Genomic DNA, 18,769 nt, shown 5'->3' with positions numbered 1-18,769 from the left:
GCCGCTTATATTATCAAATGATATTGTATTCCTTCAATAGTCTTTCAATATCTGTTCCCTTAATTTTTTTGAGAACTTTCTTCAATACTATTTTTTCCTTGAAACCTAGGTCCATGTCTATTGCTTTTTTACCGTCACGAAGCTGTACTGTGGCGTTTAGCAGGTTGCGCAAATCATAAACGCTGCCCCATACTTCCGGTATACCGCGGTCTATATCAAGAAGTGTGTAAACAGCTTCCATGCCTGTACGCATGGAATACTCAGTGGTGAAAATTGTATCACGGGCTGTTTCTGCAAACTGTCCCAGGAAAGCAAAGTTGACAGCTCCTTTAGGTACAACATCAGGTCTGTCTCCATAAGCACGGGGCATGAAGAAAGCAGTGATGTAAGGCATCATGCAGGGAACGGTATTGACGCTTTTAGAAGCCATGTTTTCAATTTCGTTTTCAGGCACTCCTATGTGATACAGCCATTCCATGCAGATTTCTTTTCCTGTACAATCCCGCATGGGCTTTTTAATGTAATCACCTGGTTTATCGGAGAACAAACCGTATACCCACACAAGGCACTGATCCTTGGACTGTAGGCGGAACTGCGGCTGGCGATTGATTGTCCAGCTAAGAAGCCAGGATGAATCCTTTGCTGTGACGATGCCACCGGTCACCACTTTGCCTGAGAATGGATCGCGCTTGCAAATATTCTTGATATACGGAATAATACGCTGGTCGAGAGTTGTAACAGTAGCACTCATCCAATTGGACTGCTCCGGGTCATGGCAGAACTTTTCGGGATGTCCGAAGGAGGGGTCCTGTGCTGCAATCTTGCGCCACATGTCCCAGCCTCCACCGGCTTTGATTTCCGTGTTGAAAACGGCTGGCGAATTCTGATCTCCAATTGTTGAATTTTCTACGCATCCGCCGTTAGTTATGAACACCAGATCATTTTCTGTCAAATCAATGCAGTCATTTTTGCCTTCACGAATTATTTCAATGCTTGTTGCCTGTTTTTTATTGCCAGAGCAATCAAACTTTACATTAACAACCTTAACACCGTAGTGGAACTGGACACCATAGCTTTCCAAATATTTTACCATTGGCAATATCATGGACTCATATTGATTGTACTTCGTGAAACGCAGAGCCTTGAAATCCGGCAGACCACCTATATGATGGATAAAACGCTGGATATAAAGCTTCATTTCCAATGCGCTGTGCCAGTTTTCAAAGGCAAACATCGTACGCCAATAAAGCCAGAAGTTTGATGACAGCACTTCATCATCGAATACATCGGTGATGCGCTTGTCCTGCAACTTTTCGTTTGGAGTGAAGAATAGATTCATGATCTCCATGGCACCTTTGTCTGATATGTCAAACTTGCCGTCTGTGTGGGCATCCTCACCACGATTGACCGTTGCACGGCAGAGGGAATAGTTTGGGTCTTTTTTATTGAGCCAGTAATATTCATCCAGAACACTTACGCCTTCAGTCTCAATAGAGGGGATAGAACGGAACAAGTCCCACATAACCTCAAAGTGATTGTCCATTTCACGGCCCCCGCGCATGACATATCCTACATTCTCATACTTGTAGCCGTCACAGGCTCCTCCCGGAATTGGTTCTTTTTCAAGAATATGGACATGTTCGCCCTTCATTTGTCCGTCTCTGACGAGATAGCAGGCAGCAGTCAATGCTGCAAGGCCGCTGCCGACGATGTATGCAGACTTGTGTTCCACTCCTGCCGGTTTCAAAGGTCGTGCAAATGCTTCATAGTTACCGCTTGAGTAATACATATATACCTCCAAGAATATTTTTTTATGTATGTATTTTATCAAAATAAAATAAATTCCACATTAAACAGAAATGCCGTCATGATAAAACTTTTATCATAACGGCAAAACTATAATATTTTTTATCATTCATCGGTTTTTGATGTATTGTTGTCGGTTCTATAACGGTTCAGTGCTGAGGTAATATTTTCATGCATCAGAACAGAAAGATGATCAATAATTATTTGTGGTTCTTCTTTCATATCGTTCTTAACCCAATCAAGCATCAGTCCCACAAAAGCATATTTATAAAAATCAGCTATAAACTTCTTGTCCTCTTCTCGGACAGCCATATTAGCAGCCTTTTCATCCACAACACCTATCAGTAGATTGTACGTTAACTTATACAGATATATTTCTACTTGTTCCCGGCTAACAGAACGATATACATTAAGAATAAATGGTTTGTTTTCCAATACTGCTTCAAATATATGCATAAAACCTTGCTGCCACGTATCATATGTCTTCTTGCCTTCAAGTGCTTTCGTTGCATCTTCAATGCACGACCACTCTACAAGGTCATATATGTCCTTAAAATGATAATAAAAGGTCATGCGGTTAATACCGCAATCTTCAGCAATATCGGTTATGGTTATTTTATCAAGGGGCTTTTTAAGAAGTAGATTTTTCAAAGAAGCTTCTAACGCCCGCTTTGTAATTTGCGACATAATGTTCTCCTTCCTGCTTCTTTCGCTATTTATATTATAAACATATACATCCAGTAAATCTACGTTTTTATTTATGTATTAAAAAAATGTTGAGACAACTGCAAAACCATACTAAAAATTTAGCTTCAGGCTATATTAACTACAATTATTTATTTCATATATGAAATTACATGTTATAAATTACTATAAGTTTAAATTTTATATTAATATATTTATTGTGTAGACACAAATAGAATGTTATCATATAATAGTAATCATAAGTTAAATAAAACATTACGAAAAGAAAATTAAAAACATTTGTTGCATCTTAGTTAATGTTTAATGCAGTGTAAAAATATAAACACAAGGAGACTATATGAACAATAGTGTTATAAATGAGTTAAACTTCAAAAATGAACCAGTTATAAAGTATTTGCCCAAAAGTCGTGAGAGAATGGAATTAGAGGCTGAATTATATAGAATAAAAAATTTTTATATAGATATTCCTTTAATAATAGGAGGCAAAGAAATAAGAACAGGAAATAAAGGGCTATGCATAATTCCGCACAATCACAAAAAGGTTATCGGAGAATATCACAAGGCTGGTAAAGAGGAAGTGGAGCTGGCTATTAATGAAGCTTTGAAAGCTAAAACCAAATGGGAAGAAATGCCTTGGGAACACAAGGTTTCAATATTTTTAAGAGCAGCTGAATTAGCAGCAGGTACTTGGAGAGCAAAGCTAAATGCTGCTACAATGCTGACCCAAAGCAAGACATGCAGACAGGCAGAAATAGACTCCGCATGTGAATTAATTGACTTTTTTAGATATAATGCTTATTGCATTCAGCAAATATACAATGAACAACCATTATCAACAAAAGATGTATGGAATAGAATTGAATACAGGCCGTTGGAAGGATTTATTTTTGCTGTATCACCTTTCAATTTTACTTCAATTGCCGGTAATTTATGTGCATCTCCGGCTATGGCCGGTAATACAATTCTATGGAAGCCGGCATCAACAACTGTTTATTCATCTTATGTAGTTTATAAGTTATTCCAAGAAGCAGGACTGCCTGATGGAGTTATTAATTTTATTCCGGGAAACTCTGGTGAAATAAGTGATACTGTATTATCCAGCGAGCATTTGAGCGGTATACATTTTACAGGATCGACTAAAGTATTTCAAGATATGTGGACTGCTGTAGGGAACAATATAACGAATTACAGAACATTTCCAAGAATTGTCGGAGAAACAGGCGGAAAAAATTATATTATAGCTCATGCTTCGGCAGATAGAAAATCGCTCATAGAAGGGCTGATTGATGGATCATTTGAATTTCAAGGTCAAAAATGTTCTGCTGCATCACGGGCATATATTGCTAAAAGTGTATGGAATGAAATAAAGGATACGCTTATTAAAAAAGTATCAAATATCAAAGTCGGTGATATTGAAGAAATTGATACTTATATGGGAGCTGTCATTGATAATAAATCATATGATTCAATAGCAAAATATATAGAATATGCAAAAAATTCTTCTGATGCTGAAATATTAATAGGAGGTGAACATGATGACAGATCAGGTTATTTTGTCAATCCTACAATAATATTAACTGAAAATCCCAATTTTAAAACAATGGAAGAAGAAATTTTTGGACCTGTACTTACAATTTTCATATATGATGATTTAAATTACTCGGACATATTAAAATTGTGCAACAACACTTCCAAGTATGCACTGACCGGTTCGATTTTCGCCAAAGACAGATATGCCATAGAAGAGGCTGAAAAAGAGTTAGTTCACTCAGCAGGAAATTTCTATGTTAATGTAAAACCAACAGGAGCAGTAGTGTCACAGCAACCTTTCGGCGGCTCAAGGCTATCAGGCACAAATGACAAGGCAGGTTCAAAATTCAATCTGATTCGCTGGATGAGCCCTAGAGTAATAAAAGAACAATTACATATAAAATAATGAAAATATAGTTTGCATTGTGAATCATGAGAAGATTAAGGTAACAATAAATGCATGTCTGCATAAAATGTTGCTAGGGAGGTGATTTGATGAGGAACAGAAATCACAGACATTCCTTTGAAGGAGAAACCACCATAGATGATGGTCACAGGCATTATTACAGAGGCAGTACATCTTCAGATCCTAACATTCCCGGTCATTATCATCATATTTCAGATGTCACAACATTCAATGACGGTCACAGGCACAGAATCCAAACAAGAACAGGCCCGGATATTCAGGTAAGTGGCGGTCATGTACACCGTTATGAAACTGTTACCACATATGAAGATGGACATACGCACTACACCGAAGGTTACACTTCCGTTCATTAAAGTAATCAACAGCTTTTGACATTTCTCAAGGGCTGTTTTTATATCACATATTTTATCAGTTTGAATATATTGTTATATGCTTATAAAAGGAAGTGTTAATAATTGTATTATTGGGTTTTAAATTATCCATGTGATAAAATCTATAGTGGAGCAAATCAAGAATTGTATGTTTTGCAAGAGCATGATAGTTCAGAATGCTCTTATTTAAGTGTTGATTTAACAAATCATGAAGATTTGCCTATTGAAAAAGCATTATTACATATATTTAAATCTGACAAATTTAATGAATATACCATTGTGATTAATTCCAATGGATACCATCCAGTTGAAATAAGCAATATACCATTTTACCCCGGGAAAACTTTAAAACTCTGCATTGACATGATTCCTGTCAGTATGTGTATTTACAACATGCAGTCAGTTGAAGAAATTGAGCATGTTCAAGATGATATAAGAGATATGACTTTTACGTTGGGTCTGGATTCTCCCAAAGGCTCCCTTGCCACTTTGTATGCAGAAAAATTTGCTGAAAAAGTAAATACATTGAGCAACGGAAAAATGAAAATAGAGGTGTTTACAGATGCTGCATTGGGAAATGACAGACAAATGCTCAGCACTATAATAAGTGAAGGAAGTCCTAATTTCATTATACAGACTACAGCTCATCAGGTAAATTTAGTTCCCGAATTATCTATACTGGATATGCCAATGGTTTATAATGATATAAACAAATTGAGAAGTACTATGGATAATGAATATTTCTACCAAAAGATAAATAATATATACAGCAGTGCCGGATACAAATTGCTTGGCATGGCTGATGAACAATTCAGAGAAATGACTTCAAATATAGAAATTCAGGATATAGAACAATTCGGAGGAATTAAAATTAGAACAATTCAAAATCCAAACCATATAAAATTCTGGCAGCTGCTTGGAGCAATAGTCATACCTCTTCCGGTGGGAGAAATACATTCGTCATTGTTGCTCGGATATATTGATGCTCAAGAAAATCCCTATGGAAACATTGCAGCATTCGAGTTTTATGATGCGCAGGACTATGTTATAAACACAAATCATCTGCCTCATTTTTTGCCTTTAATCACAACAAATGATATTTTTGACAGTCTTAATGAACAGGAAAAGAAAGTAATTGAAGAAGCTGCAAAAAATGCAACAGTCTATGCTCGCATTAAGGCTGATGAGCGTCTTGAAGAAGTGAAACAAACACTTATTGACAACGGCATGGACATAGTTGATTTACCTGAAAGAACAAGGCAGGATATGGTAAAATTTGCTGCAATGCCTGTTTATGACAGCATACGTACTCTGGTTAATGATGATGAAATAATAGACTTTTATATGGAAATGAGCAAATAATCCAAGATTTTGTCGACTTTTTTAGACATTATTTTTATGTAAGTATGATAAACTTATGTTGATACAATTTTGTTCGAAAAATAAATAAAATGGATATTTTATGTTAATAATGTAAAAATTTTAATTGATGACTTTTTAATGACAAATTGTAAAAATTTAGGTATAATAGTTCTAGTACGATTTATTGGATAGGATTAAAACCTACTTATATTAATAAATGTTTATAATTTTGGGGGAATTTGAACATGCATAAATTATATAAGCCTTACTTGATAGGAACCATTATTTTTGCTGCTTTTCTCAGCATACTCATGTTAGTCAGCTACAGGACAGAAATTGGTTTGTTAAGCGTATTCATTGCAGTATATGTGGCTGTTCTTGAACTTGTAATGTTAAGATACTCGCAGCACAGCGGAGCGTCCCTGGGCGGGGCTGTAGTTATTTTTGCAGCTTTTTTGTTTAATCCTGCAACTTGTGTATTCATAGTAACTCTTTCATATATAATTGAAACTGCAGCAGACAAGCTTTTTAAAAATGAAAATGCATTTTCTTCAGTAAGCAAGGCATTATATAACTGGGCAATGCACATAATATGCATGCTTAGCGTACCGGCTGCAATCAATGTTCTTCATGGTCAAAGTGTTGTATTGTTAATAGTCATTGGCTCGATTTTGTACAACACAATCAATTCCTTAATGTTAATGCTCATAATCTTTCTGTATACCAACAATAAAGACGAAGCACGCGTTAACAGCATCAATTCTCTAACATCCTGCATTTACATAAACATAATATTAAACATTTTGCTTTACTACGGTTATGGAGCATATGGAATAAATGCTGTTTCTGTAATATTTTTATTCTTGCTTCCTTTTCAAAACTCAATCATGGGAAAGGCAATGGGCCATGAAATAGAAGCCTCCGTCCTGGTTGATTCTCTTACAAACGTGTACAACAAGGCCAGCCTTACTAAAATTCTTACGGAATATGTTCAAAGCAAAATTCCCTTTACATTGGTGTTCATCGATTTTGACAATTTTAAAAAAATAAATGATACATACGGACATGATGTGGGCGATAAAATTCTAAAACATTTTGCAGTTACCTTAAAAGGAAAGTTAAGAAAATCTGACAAGCTGTACAGATTTGGAGGAGACGAATTTTGTCTTGTTATTGACAAGGAATGCGATGTCAATGTTGTTGTTGACAAAACAAACAGCTTGAAGGGCTCCCTCATGTATGAAGAAAATAACTTAAAAATTCCATACTCATTTTCTATTGGAAGGTATAAATACAATGGGGAGCATGGAGTAACAGAAGATCAGATTATAAGCATTGTCAGCCACAGAATGATACAAAACAAAGTTTATAATGTCTACATGCAGCCATAATCATTGTTAATGTTTGGACAAAGCATTTATTCCTTAAGATGGATAATGTATTGTCCTTATTTATTTTGAATATAAATGTTTTTATTTTATAAATCATAATTTCATAAACTTGTCCGCCGTATGATTACCCATGTCTTTAAAATATGTCTTTTTTGGTCAGTTTAAATCTTTACAAATCTATAGACAAAAATGCAAATTTTGTTTATAATGAATACGTGACAATTAATGATATATAAATTTAAAAACGTTTAATTTATAACAATTAAACAAAATATTAAATTAATTTTAGGAGGTTTTTACCAAATGAGTAAACCAATACTGTCAGCACATTTTGAATCAAGGACGCCGTCAGATGTTAGACTGGCGCAGATGAAATATGAGGAACGTAAAGTTAAACCGCAGGCTGTTATTAACGTAGGTATAGGGAATGTATCACTTCCAACTAATCCTGCAATGCAGAAAAGAATGTTTGCACTTGATGCACCAGAAAGCCCATTTGCAAAAGGCGTTATCAGATATACAAGCACTGTTGGTTTGCAAGAAACTCAGGATGCATTTAAGAACATCCTTAGCTGCGAAGGTTTTGATACCAGTAAATTATTTGTTCAGGTAACAGATGGAGGTTCTACTGGTATGGAATTATTGCTAATAGGCGTTTGCGGTGCTCCAGGCACTGGTGAAAAACCTCTTATGATGATAGATCCAGCTTACACAAACTATATTTCATTTGCAGAAAGAATAGGACGCAAGACTGTTACTGTAAAACGTCATTTGAACGAAGACGGAAAGTTCAGCCTTCCTGAATTGGACAAAATTGAAGAAACTATAAAAGAAAACAATCCTGGAGCTCTTCTTGTTATTCCATATGACAACCCAACAGGACAGCTTTATGATTATGAAACTCTTAAGGGACTTGCAAATCTGTGCGTAAAATACAACATGTGGATGATAAGCGATGAAGCATATCGTGAATTGTACTATGTAGAAGGCAGCGAGCTTGTAAGTATATGGGGAATTACAGATGCAGAAGTTCCTGGAATTGAAGGAAGAAGAATAAGTGTTGAAACTGCATCAAAGGTATGGAATGCATGCGGACTCCGAATCGGTGCTTTAATAACTGACAATGCTGAATTCAATAACCGTTCAGTAGCAGAATATACTGCAAACCTCTGTGCTAATGCCATAGGTCAGTATATATTCGGAGCACTGGCACATGAAAGCAAGGAACAAATTGCTGATTGGTGCAAAGGACTTCGCGAGTACTACAAGGAACTGATATTCAACGTATACAACGGATTGAAAGAACAAGAGCCTGGACTCATTGTTTCAAGCCCTGATGCATCAATCTACTCTGTAATTGATGTTAGAAACGTTGTAAAACCTGGATTTGATGCCATAGATTTCGTATTGTACTGCGCAGGTGAAGGCTCAGTTTCCATAGACGGAGTTGAAACAACTCTTCTTGTTGCACCTTTGAAAGGCTTCTATGATATTAAAGACGGCGAATTCAACCCTGGAAGCACTCAGTTCAGAATTTCATTTGTTGAATCTCCTGAAAACATGGCAAAAGTACCAGAATTGTTCGTTAAACTCTTAAGACAATTTGAAGCACAAAGATAATTACAAATAGCAGAAGGTTAAGCACAGTAGATGCTTAACCTTTTTTATTTATCACCGTCAGGGCTGCAGGGTAAACTTTTACACAATTATGACGATATATATACATATGACAGTCTAACAAAGAACGGTTGGTGATTTAAGGAATGAATAAGTTTTTTAAACCATACATGTATACTGCAATAGTTGTTGCTGTGTTTTTAAGTGCCTTCATGCTTTTTAATTACAGAGTTGAAGTAACTGTTTTAGGAATACTCATAACAGTGTTTGGAATGGTGCTTGAGGTTGTAATATTAAGATATTCACAAAACAAGGCAATTTCATTCCTTGCAGCAGTGGCAATATTTGCAGTCTTTAAGTTCAATCCTGCCACTTGCGTTGTCATAGTAACATTGTCAATGGCACTGGAAATATTAGCAGTAAAAATAATAAAACGTGAGAGACTGTTTAATTCAATCAGCAAATTACTTTACAACTGGTCCATGCGCGCAATATGCATATTGTCAGCAAAATTAGTCAGTACATTGCTCCAGGGATATAATCCAATACTTGTAATTGTGGCAGCAGTTAGTTTTTATGATTTGGTGAATGTAGGTATGCTCAATGTCATAATCTGTTTGTACACAAACAGTATGGATGAGATGACTCCTCAAGGCATGTACGCTCAACTGGCGTATGTATATGTATGTGCTGTTATAAACATCATAATGTATTACGGATATGAAGCTTATGGTGTTAGCGGCATTCTTATAATTTATATGTTTCTTCTGCCGTTCCAGACTTCAATATTGAAAAAGGCAATGGTAAAGGAAATGAAGGCTTATGCCATGATAGACTCATTGACAAAAGTGAACAACAAGGCCAGTCTTTCTGTGACACTTACTGATTATTTAAACAACAAGACACCGTTTACAATTTTATTTATGGATTTTGATAAGTTTAAAAATATTAATGACACATACGGACATGACGTGGGAGATAAAATACTGGTGCATTTTGCCGGTAAATTAAAAAGAAGTTTAAGAAAAACCGATAAATTATACAGGTTCGGCGGAGATGAATTTTGTCTTTTAATAGAAAATGACTGTGATGTTGAGGCAGTTAAAAATAAAATCAATAATTTGAAGAATTCTCTTGTTTATGACGAAGGAATAATTAAAATACCATATACGTTTTCTTTTGGCATGTACAAATACACAGGCGGATACGGCATAACGGAAGATGAAGTAATAGGAACCGTAAGCCACAGAATGGTACGAAACAAAGTGTATATGCAGCAATATTAATTATCAGTTTCATATATTGCTTTTATAAAAAATCCACTGAGCAAGAATCAATCCTCAGTGGATTTTTATATGCAATAGGATTTTAGTTATTGTTCAATAACAGGAATTTCCTCGTTGTCTATGACAAAGAAATTATTGAAAATTCCCAATACTTTGTAGGAGGAGTCGTCATTTTCTACGGTGTAGAGGCTTAAAACCTTGTAATCTTCTCTGACAACAGTGCTGTCTGCCACCAGGTCTGAAACAAATCCTACCACGGATTTTTCTATTTGTGTGGAGGCCCCCATTTCTTCATAGTCTTGTGTCTTGTTCCATTCCTTGTAATCCTCGTAGGATGGATTGGTGGAAAAGCCTATTAATGATACTATTAACAATATAACTGTTGAAAATATTATTCCTTTCATTTCTTTCTCCTTTCTGGTTAATGCTCATATTATTCTCAATATTTTCCAAATTATTCATGAATAAGAAAATCGTACACTAAGAAACATTTTTGACATATTGAAATCTATGGTATATATTAAAGAAAATATATGTATTAATCTGGAGGATAGCAATGAATAATATGGTAAAGCAAAAATTATCAAACAACGAAGCGGTTCTTGGCACATTTTTTCAAATGGGAAGCACCACAGCCATGGAATGTCTGGGTATAACTGGACTTGACTATACAATTATTGATACGGAACACGGACCTTTTGACGTTGAAAGTGCAATGGATTTTATTAGAGTTGCTGAGTTAAAGAATATCACACCCTTTGTAAGAATCAAGGATATAACACGATCTTCTATACTTAAGATGCTTGATGCAGGAGCAAAGGGTCTCATAATCCCATGTGTTGAAACTGTTGAGCAGGTTAAAAACATTGTAGAATACGGAAAATATTCTCCTGTGGGCAAAAGAGGATTTATTTATGGCAGGGTTTCGGAATATGGAAATTCAGAAGATGCTTCGAGTATCGACAAATATATGAAAATCTGCAATGATAACACAATGCTTATACCTCAGTGCGAAACTCTCGGCTGTCTTGAAAATATAGAAGAAATTGTTTCAATGGATGGTGTTGACGGAATATTTGTTGGACCATATGATTTATCCATAGCAATGGGTGTACCGGGACAATTTGATAATCCTGAATTCAAAAAAGCTTTGAAGCGAGTACTGGATGCATGCAGAAATTCAGGAAAACCAATCTTCATTTTTACAGGAAGCATAGAAGCAGCAAAATCATATTTCGAAGAAGGCTATAACGGTGTTGCATACAATTTAGATACTGCAATGTATATAAATGCTTTCAAAAAAGCAATTGAACAGATAAAAGCATGATCCCCGGCTGACAAAATTTTGCACAAACTGTTGGATTATGTGGTATAATATTAAACATATTTTCAATTTTCAAAAATATCATGGGAGGAAAGACTTTGAATGAAATAGTGATTTTTGCACCGACGGAAGGCATGTTGAAAAAAGCAAAAAAAATCATTGCTAAAAACAAGTATGACAATGTCAAGGCAGTGTATGGAAATATACACGATGATATTGCCAGGACAGACAAATATGTCACAAAAGATACAAAGGTAATAATAAGCCGCGGCGGTTCCTACAGCTATTACAAGGAAAGGTTCAACATACCTGCCATTGAAATCAGAGTGGATGTATACGATGTAATTGATTGTTACAACAAGCTTGGAAAAACAGACGAGCCCATTGGGATAATAGGTTTTACCAATGTTATTTACGGTTTTGACATGATTGACCATTTCATAAAAAACCAAATTACAAACATAGCAATACAGGACAAGAATGATATCCACCATGCCATAAAAACAGCCATGGAAAACGGGATTAACACATTTATGGGAGACACGACTGTACGGCTTTTGTCCGGCATACATAACTTTCACGGTTCTGTCATTGAATCGAGGGAAGAAAATATAAGTGTTGCCATAAATGAAGCTTTGCTTGTATTAAGTGTCATTAAAAATGAAGAAAGAATCAGAAGTCAGACGGAAGCAATAACTGATTTCATTCATGACGGAATAATAACCGTGGATAAAAATAAGAAAATAACAGTGTTCAACAAGGAAGCTGAACGTCTGTTTGATCTTAGGAAAGATGAAGTATTAGGTAATAATATAGAAAGCATATTTGACAATATGGACATAAGTGACGTTTTACAGAGCGGAAATGCTGTCATTGCAAAAATCATGACGGTAATGGATAAAAAGATGATTACAAACCTTGTGCCAATTGATGTAAACGGTGAAATCCTTGGAGTTGTAATTTCATTTATAGCAGCCTCCGATGTAAGCGTTATGGACCATGAAATAAGAAGAAGCCTTGCCAAGCATGGCTTTGTTGCCAAGTATCAGTTCAAAGACATAATTTATCAAAGCAATAAAATGGAAAAATGTATTTCAACTGCAAAAAAGTATGCCCAATATGACACACCAATACTTGTGTGCGGAAAATCGGGAGTGGGAAAAGAAATGCTGTGTCAAGGCATACATAATTCAAGTTTTCGCTCAAAAGGTCCCTTTGTGGCTGTAAATTGTGCGGCTATTCCATCGACGCTGTTTGAAAGCGAACTGTTTGGTTATGAAGATGGAGCATTTACAGGAGCCAGAAAAAACGGCAAGGCGGGAATGTTTGAAATTGCCCATAACGGTACTATTTTTCTAGATGAGATAAGCGAAATACCCCTGGAATTTCAGGGAAGGTTATTAAGAGTTCTTCAGGAAAAACAAATAATGCGAATAGGCGGAGACAAGGTTATTCCGGTTGATGTAAAAATAATATGTGCTACAAATAAAAATCTCGATGACCTGGTTAATCAGGGGAAATTCAGGGATGACCTTTTTTTTAGAATCAACACTCTCAATTTGTATATTCCTTCACTGGAAGAAAGAAAAGAAGATATATTGATACTGGCTGAATATTTCATAAAAAAATATTCAAAAAAATATAAAAAAGAAGAAATTAAAATGCCGGAAACAGTTATGGACATATTGATTGCAAAAAAATACAAAGGTAACATAAGAGAGCTTCAAGGCATAATGGAAAGGTGCGTAATCCTCAACTCTTTTGAAACGTTAATTGAGATGGAGGAAATTGTAAAAATGAGTCAAAATGCTGTAACTTTTGGAGAAGACTTGACGGTTGACCTTCACACTATGACTCAGCAATATATTGAAAAGGTATATTTAAGCAACAATTGCAGCACAAAGGCTGCCTGTGACATATTGAAGATTGACAGAACTACTTTGTGGAAGAGGTTGAAAAAAACAACATAGAGGTTGATTATATCAACCTTATTTTATTTTTTGAAGCAGTGATATTTACCATAAATTCTCAACAATTAAAATAGTTTTTAAAAAGTATTCCTATTTCAACGCTTAATAATTTAAACATGAATGTATGGAGTGATTTTATTTTTTGGCACGAAAATTGCTCTTGTTTATTGTGACATAATATATATGAATGTGTCCTAATAATTCTGAATAAAATCCAAAGGGGAGGAATGATTTAATGAATGCAATCCTTAAAACTTCAGACAATGACAATGTGGTTACTTGTTTAAGATCACTTTACAAAGGCGATGAAGTAGTTGCAGATGGCCTTACATTTGTTGTAAAAGAAGACATACCTCAGTTTCATAAAATGGCTATAAAGGACATAAAAAAGGGTTCACCAGTTTTAAAGTACGGTCAGGTCATAGGCCTTGCTACAAGAGACATTAATTCTGGAGATTATGCTCATGTGCACAACATTGAAAGCACCAGAGGACGAGGAGACAAACAGGAGGCGGTAAAATGAAAATAACCGGATATAAAAGAGAAAACAATACATTCGGAATCAGAAATCATTTGTTGGTAATTCCTGCTTCGGTCTGTGCCAGTGAAACAGCTGTAAAAATTGCAAATCTTGTTCCCGGTGCAGTAGCAATACCTCATCAGCATGGATGCTGCCAGGTTGGTGTGGATTACAGACAGACTGTAAGAACACTGACAGGTTTTGGATGCAATCCGAACGTAGGAGCAGTTTTGATTGTGGGTCTTGGATGTGAAGGAATAAATTCAAAAGATATGGCGGAAGATATAGCCAGGACAGGCAAGAGAGTTGAATACATTATAATACAGGAAAACAACGGCACATTGGGAACCATATCTAAAGGTGCTGAAATTTTAAGCAGTATGTCTGCTGAGCTTTCTGCACAACAAAAGGTTGAATTTGACATAAGTGAAATTATTCTTGGACTTGAGTGCGGCGGATCAGACCCTACAAGCGGTATTGCTTCAAATCCTGCCATAGGCAAGGCTTCAGACATGCTTGTTGCTGCCGGCGGAAGCAGCATATTGAGCGAAACAACTGAAGTCATAGGTGCAGAACATCTTTTGGTCAACAGATTCGACACCGAAGAAAAGAAAAGAAAGTTTCTGAGAATGGTCAGCGACGTGGAAAAAAGGGCAATTGCCATGGGTGAGGATTTAAGAGGGACGCAGCCTACTCCCGGAAATATTCAGGGAGGACTCACAACCATAGAAGAAAAATCATTGGGCTGCATGCACAAAGCCGGAACAATGTATAACTTCGAAGACGCACTGGAATATGCCCAAATGGTTCCAAAGGATAAAAAAGGACTTTATTTTATGGATACTCCCGGAGAAGACATAGACTCCATTACAGGAATGGTAGCCGGAGGAGCTCAAATTGTTGTATTCACAACAGGAAGAGGAACTCCAACAGGATGTCCAATAGCTCCCGTAATCAAGATTACAGGCAATACAAACACTTACAACAAAATGAAAGACAACATTGATATCAATGCAGGCAAAATAATTACTGATGGAGCCACACTTGATGACATAGGAAGAGAAATCTTTGACACAATAATAGAAGTTTCAAACGGAAAACTGACTAAAGCAGAGGTTCTTGGTCATAAGGAATTCGGAATTTATAGAATAGGCTACACATTTTAAATAATTGGAGGAGAATAATATGAAAATTTTAAAGGGCATTCAAAAAGTTCCTGGAGGGTTAATGGTAGTACCATTGCTGCTGGGTGCAACAATTAATACATTTTTTCCTGATGCGTTAATGATAGGCGGATTTACGACGGCTTTGTTCAAGAACAGCGCCAGCGCACTCATTGCACTATTCTTGTTATGCAACGGAGCACAAATTGACGTAAAGCAGGCCGGAAGTTCTCTTGCAAAAGGCGTAGGCCTCACTATGGTTAAATTTATACTTGGAGCCGGATTAGGTTGGGCTGTTGGAAAAGTGTGGGGAATAAACGGAGTGCTGGGATTAAGTCCGATAGCAGTCATAGCAGCTGTAACTAACTCAAACGGAGGCCTTTATGCGGCTCTTGCAGGACAATACGGAGATGCATCAGATGTTGGAGCTATTTCAATATTGTCAATAAATGACGGACCTTTCCTCACAATGATAGCATTGGGTGCAGCAGGACTTGCATCAATTCCTTTTATGTCTCTTGTAGCCTGCATTGTGCCTATTCTTATAGGATTCATTCTTGGTAATGCAGATGAAGACATGAGAGAGTTTTTAGCAAAGGGTACAGTGCTGTGCATTCCTTTCTTTGCTTTTCCACTGGGAGCTGCTCTTAACTTCGGTCAAATCATTACTGCAGGAGTGCCGGGCATAATTCTTGGACTTGTTTCAACAGTTATAACAGGATTTGGCGGTTTCTTCGTAATGAAATTGCTGAAGGCAAAAAATCCGGCAGTAGGAGCTGCTATAGGAACAACTGCAGGAAATGCCGTTGCTACTCCTGAGGCCGTAGCAGCAGTTGACCCTTCATTGGCGGTTGTAGCAGCAGCCGCAACAGTGCAGGTTGCAGCTGCCATAATTGTAACAGCAATATGCTGTCCGCTTCTTGTTTCATACCTGGATAAAAAAATAAACGGAACAAGCAGAAAGAATAAAGAAGCATAATATGTTTCATGAATTTGAAGACAGACTCAGTCTGTCTTTAAGTTCTGTAAGGAGGTTTTAATATTAACAGATATTTAATAATAGCAGATGATTTTACCGGAGCAAATGACACAGGCGTGCAGCTTAAAAGAAGAGGTATTGCTACGGATGTGGTGTTTTCTGCTGATTTAATAGGCAACAATGGCACATCATATGTGGCAGACACTGAATCAAGAGGAATGTCCGGCGAAGAAGCATACAGTACAGTGAGAAAAATCATTAAGGACATTGAATTTTCCGGTTTCAAATATGTGATAAAAAAGGTAGACTCCACATTGAGAGGAAATATAGCCGAGGAAATCAAAGCTGTGGATGATGTTTTTAATAGCGATTTGGTAGTCTTTTCTCCTGCACTTCCTGATCTGGGCAGAACAACGGTTGAAGGAGTACATTGTCTTAACGGTATTCCAATTACAAAAACTGAACTTGCAAAAGACCCTATAAAACCCGTTACAGAAGACAACATAAAAAAAATACTTGAAAAAATATATGATGAAAAAATTACTCACGTAAGTATAAAAGATTTACAAGAAGATAATCTTAACTTTTCAGCCGGCAGAATATTAACATTTGATGCGTCAAGCAATGCTCATATGCAGAAGATAATCAAAAATGGTCTTGAAACAGGCAAAAGAATATTGTGGGTTGGAACAGCTGCCATGGCTGACAATCTGTTTGAAATTGAATACAGAACTCCTCCTTCACTGGCAGTTGTGGGAAGTGTGAGTTCAGTAACGAGAAGTCAGGTTAAATTTGCAGAAAATTCAGGAATAAAAATACTCAAAGTTCCAGTTTCTGATATAATTGAAGGAAAGAATATAAATAACACAGTTGATGAAGCAGTGAAAATTTTAGCTCAAGGAAATGACTTGATCATTATTTCACCTGCATCATACAGCTTGGAAGAATATGAAATGATAAATACATCAGGTGCCGGAAAGTCCATGACTACAAATGAAATCAGCATTTTTGTACAGGATTTGCTTGGTAAAATATCAAAGGAAGTACTTGAAAAAATAAAGGTTTCAGGAGTTTTCCTCACAGGAGGAGACACAGCCATAGGACTTTTTAAAAAGCTTGGCGCACTGGGGTCTTCCATAAGCGGCGAAGTCACAACAGGCATTCCTCTCATGAGATTAAGAGGCGGTTCATTTGACGGGCTCAAGGTTATTACAAAGGCAGGAGCTTTCGGAAAGGAAGACATACTTGTATATTCAATGCGAAAACTTAAAGAGGTGACAGATGGACAAAATTAATAAAATGTTCGGAATCACATTGGGAGATCCCTGTGGAATAGGAACGGAAATTACTTTGAAATCATTGAAAAGTGAGCCGGAATATGTGAATAGATGCATACTTTTCGGAAGCCTTGCACTTCTTGAGCATTACAATGAAATGTTTGGTTATGGATTCAAATTCAATAAAATAGAAAATACAAAAGATTTCAAAGAAGGGTATGTGAATGTTCATGACCCCATGAATATTTCCCTTGATGATTTTGAAGTGGGAAAAGTAAGTGCCAATGGAGGTAAATGTGCATTTTTAAGCGTGAAGGCAGCCATTGACTTTGCTCTTAGAAAAGACATTTCATCAGTTGTCACTGCTCCCCTGAACAAGGAAGCGCTGCATCTGGCAGGATACAACTATGCTGGACACACTGAAATTTTTGGTGAATTTACTCATGGAAAATCTTATGCCATGCTTCTTTGGAGCGACAAACTAAAGGTTATTCATGTCACAACTCACATGTCTTTAAGGGATGCATGTGACAACGCAAAAAAACAAAGAATCATGGATGTTGTGCACTTAGCAGATGAAGCACTTAAAAAACAGGGATATGTCTCTCCAAAAATTGCAGTTGCAGGACTTAATCCCCATGCAGGTGAAAACGGCATTTTTGGAAGAGAAGAAATAGAAGAAATACAGCCTGCTGTTGAACAATGCAAAAAAGAAGGTATAAATGTTTGTGGTCCAATACCTCCGGATACTGTATTTCTGAAGATGTACAACGGGGAATATGACATTGTGGTCGCCATGTACCACGACCAGGGACACATTCCTCTTAAACTTTTGAACTTTGACAGCGGTGTTAATATCACTGTGGGACTTGATGTTGTCAGGACATCCGTGGACCACGGCACAGCATTTGACATTGCAGGCAAAAATATTGCAAGAGAAGACAGCATGCTCAAGGCAATTGAAATAGGAATGAAGTTATAACGTTATGAAAAAAATCTAATAATGCAAATATTGCAGATTATGTTTATCAATCATTAAGA

Annotated in this window: 16 protein-coding genes; 13 read left to right on the top strand and 3 right to left on the bottom strand. The window is 36.5% G+C overall.

Going from position 1 to position 18,769, the window contains the following annotated elements; genetic code table 11:
- Positions 1 to 13: 13 nt before the first annotated feature.
- Complete coding sequence (locus BN358_RS18145; protein WP_019229936.1) at positions 14 to 1,789, bottom strand: oleate hydratase; 1,776 nt, start codon at positions 1,787 to 1,789, stop codon at positions 14 to 16.
- A 122-nt stretch (positions 1,790 to 1,911) separates the two neighbouring features.
- Entirely contained in the window at positions 1,912 to 2,493 is a 582-nt protein-coding gene (locus BN358_RS18140; protein ID WP_019229935.1) for a TetR/AcrR family transcriptional regulator, read from the bottom strand.
- A 355-nt stretch (positions 2,494 to 2,848) separates the two neighbouring features.
- On the opposite strand from BN358_RS18140, the gene pruA reads away from it, so the two are divergent.
- The 6 genes from pruA to BN358_RS22575 all read left to right on the top strand — a co-directional run bounded on the left by pruA (position 2,849) and on the right by BN358_RS22575 (position 10,495).
- Positions 2,849 to 4,447, top strand: coding sequence for an L-glutamate gamma-semialdehyde dehydrogenase (gene pruA, locus BN358_RS18135; protein ID WP_019229934.1), 1,599 nt, complete (start codon positions 2,849 to 2,851; stop codon positions 4,445 to 4,447).
- 89 nt (positions 4,448 to 4,536) lie between these two features.
- Positions 4,537 to 4,821 (top strand): YmaF family protein, encoded by a 285-nt coding sequence (locus BN358_RS18130; RefSeq protein ID WP_019229933.1) that lies wholly within the window; start codon positions 4,537 to 4,539, stop codon positions 4,819 to 4,821.
- Positions 4,822 to 4,923: 102 nt separating this feature from the next.
- On the top strand, positions 4,924 to 6,201 hold the full coding sequence (locus BN358_RS18125; protein ID WP_019229932.1) for a TRAP transporter substrate-binding protein: 1,278 nt from the start codon (positions 4,924 to 4,926) through the stop codon (positions 6,199 to 6,201).
- A gap of 245 nt (positions 6,202 to 6,446) precedes the next feature.
- Entirely contained in the window at positions 6,447 to 7,592 is a 1,146-nt protein-coding gene (locus BN358_RS18120; RefSeq protein ID WP_019229931.1) for a GGDEF domain-containing protein, read from the top strand.
- 303 nt (positions 7,593 to 7,895) lie between these two features.
- The gene (locus BN358_RS18115) at positions 7,896 to 9,212 is read left to right on the top strand and encodes a pyridoxal phosphate-dependent aminotransferase (protein ID WP_019229930.1); all 1,317 of its coding nucleotides are present in this window, start codon (positions 7,896 to 7,898) and stop codon (positions 9,210 to 9,212) included.
- 143 nt (positions 9,213 to 9,355) lie between these two features.
- Complete coding sequence (locus BN358_RS22575) at positions 9,356 to 10,495, top strand: GGDEF domain-containing protein (RefSeq protein ID WP_019229929.1); 1,140 nt, start codon at positions 9,356 to 9,358, stop codon at positions 10,493 to 10,495.
- Between the two features lie 86 nt (positions 10,496 to 10,581).
- Here the strand turns inward: BN358_RS22575 and BN358_RS18105 are convergent, their stop codons facing one another.
- A complete protein-coding gene (locus tag BN358_RS18105) occupies positions 10,582 to 10,899 on the bottom strand; it encodes a hypothetical protein (protein ID WP_019229928.1) in 318 nt (105 codons plus the stop codon).
- Between the two features lie 152 nt (positions 10,900 to 11,051).
- Here BN358_RS18105 and BN358_RS18100 point away from each other — a divergent pair, with 152 nt between their 5' ends.
- The 7 genes from BN358_RS18100 to pdxA all read left to right on the top strand — a co-directional run bounded on the left by BN358_RS18100 (position 11,052) and on the right by pdxA (position 18,710).
- Positions 11,052 to 11,822 carry an HpcH/HpaI aldolase/citrate lyase family protein gene (locus BN358_RS18100; protein WP_019229927.1) on the top strand — a complete coding sequence of 257 codons (771 nt, stop codon included), beginning with the start codon at positions 11,052 to 11,054 and terminating at the stop codon, positions 11,820 to 11,822.
- Between the two features lie 95 nt (positions 11,823 to 11,917).
- Complete coding sequence (locus BN358_RS18095; RefSeq protein ID WP_019229926.1) at positions 11,918 to 13,789, top strand: sigma 54-interacting transcriptional regulator; 1,872 nt, start codon at positions 11,918 to 11,920, stop codon at positions 13,787 to 13,789.
- 235 nt (positions 13,790 to 14,024) lie between these two features.
- Positions 14,025 to 14,312, top strand: a complete 288-nt coding sequence (locus BN358_RS18090; protein WP_019229925.1) for a UxaA family hydrolase — start codon at positions 14,025 to 14,027, stop codon at positions 14,310 to 14,312.
- On the top strand, positions 14,309 to 15,475 hold the full coding sequence (locus BN358_RS18085; RefSeq protein WP_019229924.1) for a UxaA family hydrolase: 1,167 nt from the start codon (positions 14,309 to 14,311) through the stop codon (positions 15,473 to 15,475). The genes BN358_RS18090 and BN358_RS18085 overlap by 4 nt, the downstream gene beginning before the upstream one ends.
- A 19-nt stretch (positions 15,476 to 15,494) precedes the next feature.
- Positions 15,495 to 16,451, top strand: a complete 957-nt coding sequence (locus BN358_RS18080; protein WP_019229923.1) for a 2-keto-3-deoxygluconate permease — start codon at positions 15,495 to 15,497, stop codon at positions 16,449 to 16,451.
- 62 nt (positions 16,452 to 16,513) lie between these two features.
- Positions 16,514 to 17,746, top strand: coding sequence for a four-carbon acid sugar kinase family protein (locus tag BN358_RS18075; RefSeq protein ID WP_040583925.1), 1,233 nt, complete (start codon positions 16,514 to 16,516; stop codon positions 17,744 to 17,746).
- On the top strand, positions 17,733 to 18,710 hold the full coding sequence (pdxA, locus tag BN358_RS18070) for a 4-hydroxythreonine-4-phosphate dehydrogenase PdxA (protein WP_019229921.1): 978 nt from the start codon (positions 17,733 to 17,735) through the stop codon (positions 18,708 to 18,710). The genes BN358_RS18075 and pdxA overlap by 14 nt, the downstream gene beginning before the upstream one ends.
- Positions 18,711 to 18,769: the final 59 nt, after the last annotated feature.

The organism is Sedimentibacter sp. B4 (assembly GCF_000309315.1).
Lineage (GTDB): Bacteria > Bacillota > Clostridia > Tissierellales > Sedimentibacteraceae > Sedimentibacter > Sedimentibacter saalensis.
The sequence above is the reverse complement of the archived record's forward strand: the minus strand, read 5'-3'. Positions and strand labels throughout refer to the sequence as shown.